Source organism: Streptomyces hazeniae (assembly GCF_031845485.1).
Taxonomy (GTDB): Bacteria; Actinomycetota; Actinomycetes; order Streptomycetales; family Streptomycetaceae; genus Streptomyces; species Streptomyces hazeniae.
Genome location: NZ_JAVREQ010000003.1, coordinates 209,956 through 222,480, shown reverse-complemented (window position 1 = coordinate 222,480; position 12,525 = coordinate 209,956). Strand labels below are relative to the sequence as shown.

Here is a 12,525-nt window from a genome sequence, read left to right as displayed (position 1 = left end):
GTGTTCGGACGTCGTCGCAAGAAGAGCGAAAAGCCTGAGAGGGGCGCCTCGGACGAGTTCGAGACCGAGCAGTCCGACGGTGGCGGGAGCGACGCCACCGGCGCCGACGGCGTGACCGACGCCGAGGCGCAGCGCGTCAAGCTGCCCCCGGCCCCGCGACCGGACGGCCCGTGGGACCTCTCCGAGGTCGGCGAGCCCGGCAAGGGCCGCGTCAATCTCGGCGGCATCTACGTGCCCGGCGTGGAGGGCATGGAACTCCGCGTCGAGGTCGCCGGCGACGCGATCGTCGCGGCCACCGTCGTGCTCCGCGACAGCGCCGTCCAGCTCCAGGCCTTCGCCGCCCCCAAGCGCGAGGGCATCTGGGAGGAGGTCCGCGAGGAGATCGCCGCCGGCATCACCAAGCAGGGCGGCGTCATCGACGAGAAGGAGGGCTCGCTCGGCTGGGAGCTGCGCGCCCAGGTCCCGGTCCAGCTGCCCGACGGCAAGCACGGCGTGCAGGTCGTGCGGTTCATCGGCGTCGACGGCCCGCGCTGGTTCCTGCGCGGCGTGATCTCCGGCCAGGGTGCCGTCCAGCCGGAGCAGGCCGGGCTGCTCGAGTCGATCTTCCGTGACACCGTCGTGGTGCGCGGTGAGTCGCCGATGGCCCCGCGCGACCCGATCGTCCTCCAGCTCCCCGAGGACGCCCAGATGGTTCCCGAGGGTGTCCGGCAGGAGACCGTCGAGGAGGGCTCCCGGTTCGCCGGAGGCATCGACAAGCTCCAGCGCGGCCCCGAGATCACCGAGGTCCGCTGACCCCTGCCGCAGCCGCGCACCGCGCGGTACGGTCGTCCCGGCCCCGCCGCCGCGACACGCCTCAGGGCGTCGCGGAGCGGGGCCGGAGGTCCGTAGGGGGACCTCCGGGCACGCACGGGGACCAGGGGGGCACATGAGCGACGCCGCACCGGAGGAGGCCGGCACCTCGCCGGAGCAGCGGCCCGAGCCGATGGTCGTCGTCGAGGGCCTGCACCGCACGTACGGCGGTGGCGCCACAGCCGTGCATGCGCTGCGCGGCGTCTCGTTCACCGTGCCGCGCGGCCGGCTCACCGCCGTCCGCGGACGCTCCGGATCGGGAAAGACCACCCTCCTCAACCTCGTCGGCGGGCTCGACACTCCCGACGACGGCACGGTCACCGTCGACGGCACCGCCCTCGCCGATCTGACCGGTGAGCAGCTGCTGGAGCTGCGCCGGGACCGCGTCGGCTTCGTCTTCCAGGGCTTCGGCCTGCTTCCGGTGCTCACCGCAGCCGAGAACGTCGGCGTCCCACTGCGCCTGCGGCGTGCCCCCACCGCAGAACGCGAGGAGCGCGTCGCGCTGCTGCTCTCCCTCGTCGGCCTCGCCGACCATGCTGCACAGCGTCCCGGTGAACTCTCCGGCGGCCAGCAGCAGCGCGTCGCCCTCGCCCGCGCCCTCGCCAACCGCCCCCGCCTGCTCCTCGCCGACGAGCCCACCGGCCAGCTCGACGCCGACACCGGGCTCGCCGTGATGGAACTGCTCCGCGCCGTCGTCCGCAGCGAGGGCGTCACGGCCCTGGTGGCCACCCACGACGAGGCGCTCCTCGGCCTCGCCGACGAGGTGCTGGAGCTCACCGACGGCCGGGTCCGGCAGGGCCGGGAACCCTTGCCCGGCGCGGGTACGCTGGCGCTATGAAAGGTGCCACCCGCGACGAGCCCGCCCACGGGCGCTTCCGGCGCTTCCTGGAGCGGCTGTCCTCCTCGGAGGAGGATCTGCGGTCCGCCGAACTGCGCGAGGACACGGCGACCACCGGCTGCACGCGCATCAGCGAGTGCACGGACCGGCAGTTCGTCCGCGTGACCGGTACACTGCGCACCGTGACGCTGCGGCCACGCGCCGGAGTTCCCACCCTGGAGGCCGAACTCTTCGACGGTTCGGCCGCCCTGGACGTGGTGTGGCTCGGCAGGCGGGCGATCGCGGGTATCGAACCCGGGCGCAAGGTGATCGCCTGGGGCCGGGTGGCGATGAACCGGGGCCGCCCCGTGCTCTTCAACCCCAAGTACGAATTGCGACCCCTCGGACAGGAGTAGCGGGTGACCTCACTCGACAGGGACACCGCCCACCAGAACCGTGAAGGGGTCACGCCCCCGCCCGCCGAGGACGGGGCCCCGGCCTCACCGGACGGAGCGACGTACCAGGCCGAGACGCACGCCGCGCTGCTGGAGGCGTTCGGCGGCCTCCGCGGGTTCATCGAGACGACCGTGCCCGGGCTCTGCTTCATCCTGATCTACACGATCAACCGGGACATCCACACCGCGGCTATCGCCGCACTCGTCCTCTCCGCCCTGATGGGCGTCGCACGGCTCCTCGGCCGCAGCACGGTCAAGCACGCCTTCAGCGGCGTCTTCGGCGTCGCGGTGGGCGTCGCCTTCGCCGTCTTCACCGGGGACGCGAAGGACTTCTACCTGCCGGGCATGCTGTACGGGCTCGGTCTCGCGCTGGCCTACCTGATCAGCGCGGCCACCGGCTATCCGCTGCTCGGCATCATCCTGGGGCCGATCTTCAAGGAGAACCTCTCCTGGCGCACCCGTAACCCGGGCCGCAAGCGCGCCTACGTCAAGGCCAGCTACGCCTGGGGCTTCATCTTCCTGACCAAGTCGGCGATCCTCTTCCCCCTGTACTTCTTCGCCGACCCGACCCGCTTCGGCTGGGTCACCGTCGCCCTGAAGATCCCCCCACTGCTGCTGGCCGTCTACCTCACCTGGATCTTCCTGGCGAAGGCCCCGCCGCCGATCAACGTCCTCGCCGAGATGGAGGCCGAGGAGGAGGCGAAGGCGGCGGCGACCGCTCCGAAGGCCGACGACGCCCCCGGGCCCGCGCCCGAACGCGGCCGCCACCGCGCGTAGGCGCTCCGGGCCGGGCGGCCGACCCCGCCCCGCCGGGACCGGGGCAACCCCGGGGGACGGTGCTCCGCCCGCATACACCCCCGCCCTGTTCGCCGCCTCGGCCCCCCGCAGCAGCGACGGGCCGAGCGCGTGCCGGACGGCGCCGCCGGGACCCGGCCGGTCGTGGAGTGGGAGCGCCGCCGGGCGCCCCCTCTCCGCCGTCACCGGCTCCCCAACCCCGCCGGTCGCCCCGACGAGGCGGCTGCTGGGCTCTCGCTCCGGTTGCCGTCACCTCCTCACAGCCCTGCGGCGACGGACTGCGCAGGGCCGCCGGGATGCGGCTCCACCTCCTCCCGGCGCCCCGCGCCCGCAGGCGGGGTGGTCCGGCACCGGCCGTACCCGGTCCGCCCGGGCGCGCCGGTCTGCGGCTGCGCGCCCTGTGCGGGGGAGTGGTCCTCGGCCGACGGCGCCGGTCCCGTCCCGTCTCGGTGCGTCCGCTGACGGCGTCGCCCGCCCTCGTCCAGCGGTGACCCGTCCGCGCGTCCGGCCCGCGAAACGGTGGCCGTCGCGCCGGAGGCCGCCGGCTCTCCGGCCGGCGAAGCGGGCCGGGCCCCGGTCCTTCTCCCGGCTGCTGCGGCGAGCTGCCCGGCCGCCGGCGGAGGTGGTCTCCGGGCGCGAGAGCCACCGGCGGGGAGTCCCCCCCCCGGCACAGGAGGTGGGGCGCGGAACCCCGCGGCCGCGAGGCGCCGTACGTCGGCTGCCTCGGGCGTCAGCCCGACCCGCGGACGGACAGCAGGTCCTCCAGCTGCTCCTCCCGCGCCGGCGCGGCCACGAACAGCAGTTCGTCCCCGGCCTCCAGGGCGTCGTTCGGGTTCGGCGTGAGCACCCGGTTCCCCCGGATGATCGTCACCAGCGCGGTGTCCTGCGGCCAGGCCACGTCGCCGACCCGCGTCCCCGCCAGCGCGGCCTCCGGCGCGAGCGTCAGCTCGACCAGGTTCGCGTCGCCCTGCGAGAAGCGCAGCAGCCGCACCAGGTCGCCGACGCTCACGGCCTCCTCGACCAGCGCCGACATCAGGCGCGGCGTCGACACCGCGACGTCGACGCCCCACGACTCGTTGAAGAGCCACTCGTTCTTCGGGTTGTTGACCCGGGCCACCACCCGCGGCACCCCGTACTCGGTTTTCGCCAGCAGCGAGACCACGAGGTTCACCTTGTCGTCGCCGGTCGCCGCGATCACCACGTGGCACCGTTCCAGCGCCGCCTCGTCCAGCGACGTGATCTCGCACGCGTCGGCCAGCAGCCACTCCGCCAGCGGGACGCGCTCGACGGAGATCGCCGACGGCGTCTTGTCGATGAGCAGCACCTCGTGGCCGTTCTCGAGCAGTTCGCCCGCGATGGAGCGGCCGACGGCTCCGGCACCCGCAATCGCCACCCTCATCGCTGCTGCGCCTCCTCGGGCCCCTTCGCGAAGGCCGCTTCCGTCTCGGCGACCTGGTCGGTGCGCATCATCACATGCACCAGGTCACCCTCCTGCAGCACGGTCTGCGACGTCGGCAGCATGGCCTCGCCCAATCGGGTGAGGAAGGCCACGCGTACGCCCGTCTCCTCCTGGAGCCGGCTGACCCGGTGGCCCACCCACTCCTCGGACGCGTGCACCTCCGCGAGCTGCACGCCGCCGCTGGGGTCGCGCCACAGCGGTTCCGCGCCCGACGGCAGGAGCCGTCGCAACATCTGGTCGGCGGTCCAGCGCACGGTCGCGACCGTGGGGATGCCGAGCCGCTGGTAGACCTCGGCGCGCCGCGGGTCGTAGATGCGGGCGGCGACGTTCTCCACGCCGAAGTTCTCCCGCGCGACCCGTGCCGAGATGATGTTGGAGTTGTCGCCGCTGCTGACGGCGGCGAACGCGCCGGCCTCCTCGATCCCGGCCTCCCGGAGGGTGTCCTGGTCGAAGCCGAGCCCGGTCACCCGACGCCCGCCGAAGCCGGAGCCCAGCCGGCGGAACGCCGTGGGGTCGCGGTCGACCACGGCGACCGTGTGACCCTGCTGTTCCAGGGCCTGTGCGAGCTCGGCGCCTACGCGTCCGCAGCCCATGATCACAATGTGCACGCCCGTCCCTCTCATCCGCTGCAGCGGGCCGTATCAGCATCGCACGAGTGCCCGCGTACGATCCTCCCCGTGCCGAAGTTGACCGACCTGCCGAAGCGGATTCTCATCGGGCGGGCCCTGCGCAGCGACCGGCTTGGACAGACCCTTCTGCCCAAGCGCATCGCCCTTCCCGTGTTCGCCTCGGACCCGCTCTCCTCCGTGGCGTACGCGCCCGGCGAAGTGCTGATCATGCTGTCCCTCGCCGGGGTCACCGCGTACCACTTCTCGCCGTGGATCACACTGGCGGTCGTCGTACTGATGTTCACCGTCGTGGCGTCGTACCGGCAGAACGTGCGGGCCTACCCCTCCGGCGGCGGCGACTACGAGGTCGCGAACACCAACCTGGGCCGGCGCTCGGGTCTCACCGTGGCGAGCGCGCTGCTGGTCGACTACGTGCTGACGGTCGCGGTGTCGATCTCCTCCGGAGTGGAGAACCTGGGGTCGGCGATCCCCTTCATCGTGGAGCACAAGACCGCCTCCGCCGTGGCGATCATCGCGCTGCTCACCGTGATGAACCTGCGCGGCGTGAAGGAGTCGGGGAAGCTCTTCGCCATCCCCACCTACTGCTTCGTCTTCGGCGTGTTCTGCCTGATCGCGTGGGGCGCGGTCCGCCACTGGATGTTCGGTGACGACCTGCGCGCGCCCAGCGCCGGCTACGAGATCCAGACCGAGCACCCCGGCGGTCTCACCGGCATCGCCCTCGCCTTCCTGCTGCTGCGGGCCTTCTCCTCCGGCTGTGCCGCGCTCACCGGCGTCGAGGCGATCAGCAACGGCGTGCCCGCGTTCCGCAAACCGAAGTCGAGGAACGCGGCCAACACCCTGGCGATGATGGGCGCCATCTCGGTCACCATGTTCTGCGGCATCATCGGCCTCGCCCTGGCGACCGACGTGAAGATGGCGGAGAACCCGGCGACGGAGATCCTCATCGACGGGGCGCCCGCGGGCGAGGACTACGCCCAGGACCCGGTGATCACCCAGGTCGCCGCGGGCGTCTTCGGCGACGGCTCGTTCGCATTCGTCTTCCTCGCCGCCGCCACCGCCCTGGTCCTCTTCCTCGCCGCGAACACCGCCTACAACGGATTCCCGCTGCTCGGCTCGATCCTCGCCCAGGACCGCTACCTGCCCCGCCAGCTCCACACCCGCGGCGACCGGCTGGCCTTCTCCAACGGCATCGTGCTGCTCGCCGGCGCCGCCGCGATACTGGTCGCCGTCTACGACGCCGACTCCACCAAGCTCATCCAGCTCTACATCGTCGGCGTGTTCGTCTCCTTCACCGTCAGCCAGACCGGCATGGTGCGGCACTGGAACCGCCTGCTCTCCGAGAACCCCTCCCGGGCCGCGGCCCGCCGCATGAAGCGCTCCCGCGCCATCAACGCCTTCGGCGCCTTCTTCACCGGCCTGGTGCTGGTCGTCGTCCTCCTCACGAAATTCACCCACGGCGCCTGGGTCTCCCTCGTCGGCATGGCGCTCTTCTACGCCGTGATGACCGCGATCCGCCGCCACTACGACAACGTCTCCGAGGAACTCGTGGTCGAGGAGACCGAGGAGGAGCCCGTGCGCCCCTCCCGGGTGCACTCCATCGTCCTCGTCTCCAAGATCCACAAGCCGACGCTGCGCGCCCTCTCCTACGCCCGCCTCGTCCGCTCCGACACCCTCGAGGCCGTCACCATCAGCGTCGACGAGGAGGAGACGCGCGAGCTGCGCGCCGCGTGGGACCGCCGCGGCATCGACGTGCCGCTGAAGATCCTGGAGTCGCCGTACCGCGAGGTGACCCGCCCGGTGATCGACTACGTCAAGCGGCTGCGCCGCGAGTCGCCGCGCGACGTGGTGGCCGTCTACATCCCGGAGTACGTGGTCGGCCACTGGTACGAGCAGCTGCTGCACAACCAGAGCGCGCTGCGCCTCAAGGGCCGCCTGCTCTTCACCCCCGGCGTGATGGTCACCTCGGTGCCGTGGCAGCTGGAGTCCTCGGAGATCGCCAAGCGGCGGGCCCGCAAGTACGCCGACTGGAACGCGCCCGGCGCCGTCCGCCGGGGGCCCGTCCCCGGCGCCCCACCGCGCGGCAACCGCAACGGCCACCGCAACGGCGGCGACGACGGCCGCCCGCGGGGCTGAGCCCCCGCCCACGGCCGTCCGCCGGGCGGGAATCCCACCGCCGGCCCGGCACTAGACTGGACGGCTGCCGCCCCAGCAAGCCCGTCAGCACCCGACGCAGTGGAGCCACCCCCTCATGTCCCAGTCCCCGGACGCCCCCGGCGCCGACCGTCCCGTCGACGACGCCGCCACCGCCTCCGGTGAGGCGTCCCTCGTCGGCCAGGAGCACACCGTGACCGTCGGGCCCGTCGCCCACGGCGGCCATTGCGTCGCCCGCACCGACGAGGGCCAGGTCCTCTTCGTGCGGCACACCCTTCCCGGCGAACGGGTCCGCGTCCGCGTCACCGAGGGCCAGGAGGGCGCCCGCTTCCTCCGCGCCGATGCCGTCGAGGTGCTGGAGGCGTCCAAGGACCGCGTCCCCGCCCCCTGCCCGTTCTCCGGCCCGGGCCGCTGCGGCGGCTGCGACTGGCAGCACGCCAAACCCGGCGCCCAGCGCCGGCTCAAGGCCGACGTGCTCGCCGAACAGCTCCAGCGCCTCGCCGGCCTCACCGCCGAGGACGTCAACTGGGACGGCACCGTCGAACCCGCCCCCGGCGACAAGGTCCCCGCCGGGGAGGTCCCCGCCTGGCGCACCCGCGTCCAGTACGCGGTCGACGCCGACGGCCACGCCGGTCTGCGCCGGCACCGCTCGCACGAGGTCGAGCGCATCGACCACTGCCTCATCGCCGCCCCCGGCGTCAGCGAACTCGGCGTCGAGAAGCACCTCTGGCCGCAGATCGCCACCGTCGAAGCCACCGCCGCCACCGGCTCCAGCGACCGCCAGGTCCTCCTCACCCCGCGCCCCGGCGGACGTCTCCCGCTCGTCGAACTCGACCGGCCCGTCTCCGTCCTCCGCATCGGCGAGAAGGACAAGAGCGTCCACCGCGTGCACGGCCGCCCGTACGTCCGGGAACGTGCCGACGACCAGACCTGGCGGATCTCGGCGGGAGGCTTCTGGCAGGTCCACCCGCAGGCCGCCGGGCTCCTCGTCGACACCGTGATGCGCGGCCTCACCCCGCGCAAGGGCGAGACGGCCCTCGACCTCTACTGCGGCGCCGGTCTCTTCGCGGGCGCCCTCGCCGACCGCCTCGGCGAACAGGGAGCCGTCCTCGGCATCGAGTCCGGCAAGCGTGCCGCCGAGGACGCCCGCCACAACCTCGCCGGCTTCCCCCGCGTCCGCGTCGAACAGGGCAAGGTCGAAGCCGTCCTCCCGCGCACCGGCATCACCGAGGCCGACCTCGTCGTCCTCGACCCGCCGCGCAGCGGCGCCGGCAAGCAGACCGTCCGTCGCATCGCCGCCCTCGGCCCCCGCCGCATCGCCTACGTCGCCTGCGACCCCGCCGCCCTCGCCCGCGACCTCGCCTACTTCCGCGAGGCCGGCTACATCCCCCACTTCCTCCGCGCCTTCGACCTCTTCCCGATGACCCACCACATGGAATCCGTCGCCATCCTCAAGCCGGCTCCGCAGGACTCCTGAGGAAATCGAAGCCGGTATGTGGACGTGACTTTCCGACACGGGACGGCTGAGCCTCGCGGCGTGGCTCGGGGCACGGGTGGGTGACCGTGGTGTGGCCGTCCGAGTGGGCAACAGCTGCATATACATCAGTCTGGTACATGTGATATGTGTGGTACATGTCCATGAAGCGCACCAACGTCTACGCCGACCCCGAGGACCTCGCCATCATCAAGGAGGCGGCGAAGCGGCGCGGCGTCAGCGAGGCCGAGATCATCCGGCAGGGCATCCATCTCGCGGCGCTGGCCAACCGCGTCTGGGACGAGCCCCTCTTCTCCCGCACGTTCGAGGGGGCCGGCCGCACTCTCGGCAAGAGCGAGGTGCGTGACACCGTGGCCGACGCCGTACGCCGCGAGACCGGAGCCGGAACCGCTGCGTGATCATCGTCATTGCGGACACGTCCGGGCTCCTCGCGGCGCTCGACTCCACGCACCCCGAGCATCAGGCGTCGAATGAAGCGATCATGGCCGCCGGCCTCCTGGTGATGTCGCCTCTCCTGCTTGCAGAGATCGATCACGTCGCGACCCGGGAGCTCGGTCGCGAAGCCGCGCACAGTGCGGTCGACGACATCCGGGCCTGGATGCGCCGCGGTCGCATCGCCGTCCCCGAGATCACGGAGGACCACCTGGGGATCGCCCAGTCCGTGCGTGCCCGCTACCGGGACCTCGACCTGGATCTGGCAGACGCGGTGAACGTGGCCCTCGCCGCCGACTACGACACGGACGCAGTGCTGACCCTCGACCGCCGCGACTTCCGCGCGGTGCGTCCGCTGGGTCGCCACAAGACGTTCCGGGTTCTCCCGGACGATCTCCCACTCTGAGGTCGGCGGCGCGCGGCTGAGGCTGAGGTGCCGACTTCCCTGGCGGTGACGCCCACTCGACGCTGGTCCTGGCCCCTGTGCGGTGTGGTCACGCAGCCGGCGTCCGGCCTCGCGTCGCCGCCTATGCGCCGTCCAGCGCCGTCAGTTCATCCTCGGTGAGGAGGGTGGATGCGCCCACCACGGCCTGCTCGACCTGTTCGACGCTGCTGACTCCGACGATCGGGGTCAGCGCCGGGTTCCCGGAGGCCAGCCACGCGAGCACCACCTGGCCCGGTCGGAGTCCGCGCGCGGTGGCGACGCGGGTCAGCGCCGCCAGCCGTCGTTCGGTGCCCGGGTGGCGGTATTCGGGTTCGAGCGGGCGGTCATCGCGGTCGTACCGGCCCTGGAGGGTGGCGGTGTAGACCCAGCCGTCGCACGACGGGTTGCGTCGCAGGAAGTCGAGGCCGTCCGGCGACAGCATTCCCAGCGGGATCGGCTGGCCCTCCACGGCCATGCCGCCGGCGGGCTGGAGGTAGGAGTAGCGCTCCTGGTACGCGCTGGGTTGCGGGTGGCCGGCGTGTTCGGCGGTGGCCCGGATCCGCTCGAGCAGCCAGGACGGGTGGTTCGACACGCCCCAGCGGGCGGTCAGGCCGTCCCGGACCAGGCCGCCGAACGTCTCGACCAGGTCCTCCACCGGAACGGTCGGGTCTTCGACGTGCGCCCAGTACAGGTCCACACCGTCTACGCCCAGCCGTTCCAAGCTCTGTGCCATGGCTCCGCGAACGACGTCCTCGCGCAGCCCCTCGAGGTGGTCGGGGAACCCGCCGACCCGCGTGGGCTGGGCGCCGACCTTGGTGCTGAGGCGGACGCGAACCCCGGGGTTGGACGCCAGCCAGCGGCCCAGCAGCGCCTCGCTCTGGCCGCCGAAGCCGGTCTCGGAGGTCCAGAAGCTGTAGTTGTCGGAGGTGTCGACGAAGGCTCCGCCAAGTTCGGCGTACCGGTCGAGAATCGAGAAGGCGGTCCGTTCGTCCACCCTGGTGCCGAAGTACATCGTCCCGAGGGCCATCATGGGCGTGGTCATGGCGACACCTTCGTCGCTGGAGCGCGCTCCAAGTCAAGCTTGTGCGTTGACGCAGGAGCGGCCACGGGCACTCCGACCGGCTCGTGCCGCGTCCTACTCCTCCACCGGCACGTCCAACCGGTCCGGTTCCCACCACGCCGCCGCAGTCGACGGTGCCGGCGGGGAACGTGGCTCGGGGGCGGTCGGAAGCACCGGACCGGATGCGGCGGGGGAGTCCGAACGCCGTGGCGGTGCCCCACGGGGCATGCACTCGTACCGGTGGCCGGACCCCGCGGTCCGGCCACCGCTCACCGGTCGGCAGCGCGGTCAGCGCGCCCGCCGGGTCGCGCGCAGGACGACGTCGTCCACGTGGTGGGTGCTGGCCGCGCCGGGGGGCCGGGGCCGGGTCTCGTGGACCTCGACCTGCCAGGTGTCCGGGTCGGCGGTGAGCGCGGCGGCGACCTCGTCGACCCCGACGAAGGCCTCCGGGTCGTACATCCGGGTCTGGGTGGCCACGTCCACCGGGTCGCGCAGGGGGGTGAGGTCGTGGTGCACGACCAGGAACGTGCCACCCGGGGTCACGGCGGCGAGCAGGCTGCGCAGGCCGCGCTGGTCGGGGGTGCGCTTGAACGAGCCGTACTGCAGGGAGACCAGGTCGAACGCCTCGGTGCCGAAGGGCGCGGGATCGTTGACGTCGCTGCGCAGGAGGTCGACGGCGAGTCCGCGCCGGTCCGCCTCGGCGCGCACCCGGGCGAGCGCGTTGCCGGCGATGTCGGTGGCGGTCACCTTCCAGCCGCGCTCGGCGAGCCAGAGGGCGTCGGCGCCCTCGCCGGTTCCGACGTCGAGCGCCCGGCCCGGGGGCAGGCCGGCGACCTCGTGGACGAGCGTGCCGTTGGGGTTGCCGCTCCAGGCCCGGTCCGGGCCCCCGTAGCGGTGGTCCCAGTCGGCCTCCTCGCCCGAACGCCGGACGGCCCCGTGCAGATCCTCTTCGGCGAGGCTGAAGGCGATCATGGCGCCGACCTGGCTGCCCTGGGCGGCCGACGGCAGCACCTGCAGGCTCGGGTCGGTGACGTTGCCCGCCGCGTAGATCCCCGGTACGGCGGTCTCGCCGCGCTGGTCCACCGTGAGGACGTCGCCGGCGCCGGTCGGGTGCGGGGTGGCGGTGAGCCCGGTCCCGGCCAGCATGTCGACACGTGCCCGGAACCGCGGGCCGACCACGACGGCGTCGGCCTCGAGGACGCGACCGTCGCCGAGCTCGACTCCGGACACCTCGCCCTCCGGCGCGGTGAGTACCCGGCCGACCTCGCCGTGTTCGACGGCGACGCCGGAGGCGGCGAGCGCGGCGACGGCCTCCTCGTCGAGTCCGGTCGGATCGTGCAGTACGACGGTCAGCCGGTCGGTCAGGTGCCGGAACAGCGGGGCCGGGTGGAGGCCGAGAGGGTGGGTGACGATCTGCACCAGGCGACGGTCGCGCACTTCGAAGCCGTGGCAGAACGGGCAGTGGATCACGCCCCGTCCCCATCCCTCGGCGACGCCGTCCAGGGCGGGGAGTTCGTCGGACAGGCCGGTCGCGGCGAGGACGCGGCGGGCCGTCAGTGCGTGCCCGCCGGTGAGGTCGAGCCGGAACCGGCCGTCGTCGCGACGGTGCACCCCCACGACCCGGCCGGAGAGCACCTCCCCGCCGTACGCGCGTACCTCGGCGCGCCCGGTCTCCCTCAGTTCGTCGGGCGCGACGCCCTCGTGCCCCAGGTACCCGTGCATGTGCGCGGCCGGGGCGTTGCGCGGGGTGCCGTCGTCGACCACGACGACGCTGCGTCGCTGGCGGGAGATCTGCAGGGCGGCGGCGAGACCGGCGGCGGAGCCGCCGATGACGGCGACGTCGCAGTGACGCTCCTGGGCGGGGTGCCGGGTGTGGCTGTCGTGGCTGGTGTCGTCGGGGTGCCCGGCGTGCTGGGGGTGGGCCGAGGTGCGGGTCTCCGCGGGGTGGTCGCTCATGGG

At 73.0% G+C, this 12,525-nt stretch carries 12 protein-coding genes; 8 read left to right on the top strand and 4 right to left on the bottom strand.

The features are described 5' to 3' along the window. The 4 genes from RM572_RS06140 (at position 1) to RM572_RS06125 (ending at position 2,898) form a co-directional block, all read left to right on the top strand. Positions 1-792 carry a DUF3710 domain-containing protein gene (locus tag RM572_RS06140; protein WP_027763171.1) on the top strand — a complete coding sequence of 264 codons (792 nt, stop codon included), beginning with the start codon at positions 1-3 and terminating at the stop codon, positions 790-792. Positions 793-925: 133 nt separating this feature from the next. Continuing rightward, positions 926-1,687 carry an ABC transporter ATP-binding protein gene (locus RM572_RS06135; protein WP_311672255.1) on the top strand — a complete coding sequence of 254 codons (762 nt, stop codon included), beginning with the start codon at positions 926-928 and terminating at the stop codon, positions 1,685-1,687. Then, positions 1,684-2,082, top strand: a complete 399-nt coding sequence (locus tag RM572_RS06130) for an OB-fold nucleic acid binding domain-containing protein (RefSeq protein ID WP_027763172.1) — start codon at positions 1,684-1,686, stop codon at positions 2,080-2,082. Before RM572_RS06135 ends, RM572_RS06130 begins: the two co-directional genes overlap by 4 nt. A 3-nt stretch (positions 2,083-2,085) precedes the next feature. Continuing rightward, on the top strand, positions 2,086-2,898 hold the full coding sequence (locus tag RM572_RS06125; RefSeq protein ID WP_311672254.1) for a DUF3159 domain-containing protein: 813 nt from the start codon (positions 2,086-2,088) through the stop codon (positions 2,896-2,898). Positions 2,899-3,646: 748 nt separating this feature from the next. On the opposite strand, the gene RM572_RS06120 is transcribed toward RM572_RS06125, so the two are convergent. Together RM572_RS06120 and RM572_RS06115 are read right to left on the bottom strand one after the other, a co-directional pair. Next, on the bottom strand, positions 3,647-4,315 hold the full coding sequence (locus tag RM572_RS06120) for a potassium channel family protein (protein ID WP_027763173.1): 669 nt from the start codon (positions 4,313-4,315) through the stop codon (positions 3,647-3,649). Then, the gene (locus tag RM572_RS06115) at positions 4,312-4,983 is read right to left on the bottom strand and encodes a potassium channel family protein (protein WP_027763174.1); all 672 of its coding nucleotides are present in this window, start codon (positions 4,981-4,983) and stop codon (positions 4,312-4,314) included. Before RM572_RS06115 ends, RM572_RS06120 begins: the two co-directional genes overlap by 4 nt. 69 nt (positions 4,984-5,052) lie before the next feature. On the opposite strand from RM572_RS06115, the gene RM572_RS06110 reads away from it, so the two are divergent. The 4 genes from RM572_RS06110 (at position 5,053) to RM572_RS06095 (ending at position 9,488) form a co-directional block, all read left to right on the top strand. Further along, a complete protein-coding gene (locus RM572_RS06110; RefSeq protein WP_311672253.1) occupies positions 5,053-7,137 on the top strand; it encodes an APC family permease in 2,085 nt (694 codons plus the stop codon). A gap of 115 nt (positions 7,138-7,252) precedes the next feature. After that, a complete protein-coding gene (locus RM572_RS06105; protein WP_311672252.1) occupies positions 7,253-8,632 on the top strand; it encodes a class I SAM-dependent RNA methyltransferase in 1,380 nt (459 codons plus the stop codon). Positions 8,633-8,787: 155 nt separating this feature from the next. Further along, the gene (locus RM572_RS06100; RefSeq protein WP_311672251.1) at positions 8,788-9,048 is read left to right on the top strand and encodes a ribbon-helix-helix domain-containing protein; all 261 of its coding nucleotides are present in this window, start codon (positions 8,788-8,790) and stop codon (positions 9,046-9,048) included. Then, positions 9,045-9,488, top strand: a complete 444-nt coding sequence (locus tag RM572_RS06095) for a PIN domain-containing protein (RefSeq protein ID WP_311672250.1) — start codon at positions 9,045-9,047, stop codon at positions 9,486-9,488. Before RM572_RS06100 ends, RM572_RS06095 begins: the two co-directional genes overlap by 4 nt. Before the next feature lie 121 nt (positions 9,489-9,609). On the opposite strand, the gene RM572_RS06090 is transcribed toward RM572_RS06095, so the two are convergent. Both RM572_RS06090 and RM572_RS06085 read right to left on the bottom strand, forming a co-directional pair. Further along, the gene (locus tag RM572_RS06090; RefSeq protein WP_311672249.1) at positions 9,610-10,548 is read right to left on the bottom strand and encodes an aldo/keto reductase; all 939 of its coding nucleotides are present in this window, start codon (positions 10,546-10,548) and stop codon (positions 9,610-9,612) included. A gap of 306 nt (positions 10,549-10,854) precedes the next feature. Then, positions 10,855-12,522, bottom strand: coding sequence for a bifunctional NAD(P)/FAD-dependent oxidoreductase/class I SAM-dependent methyltransferase (locus RM572_RS06085; protein ID WP_311672248.1), 1,668 nt, complete (start codon positions 12,520-12,522; stop codon positions 10,855-10,857). Between the last annotated feature and the right edge of the window lie 3 nt (positions 12,523-12,525).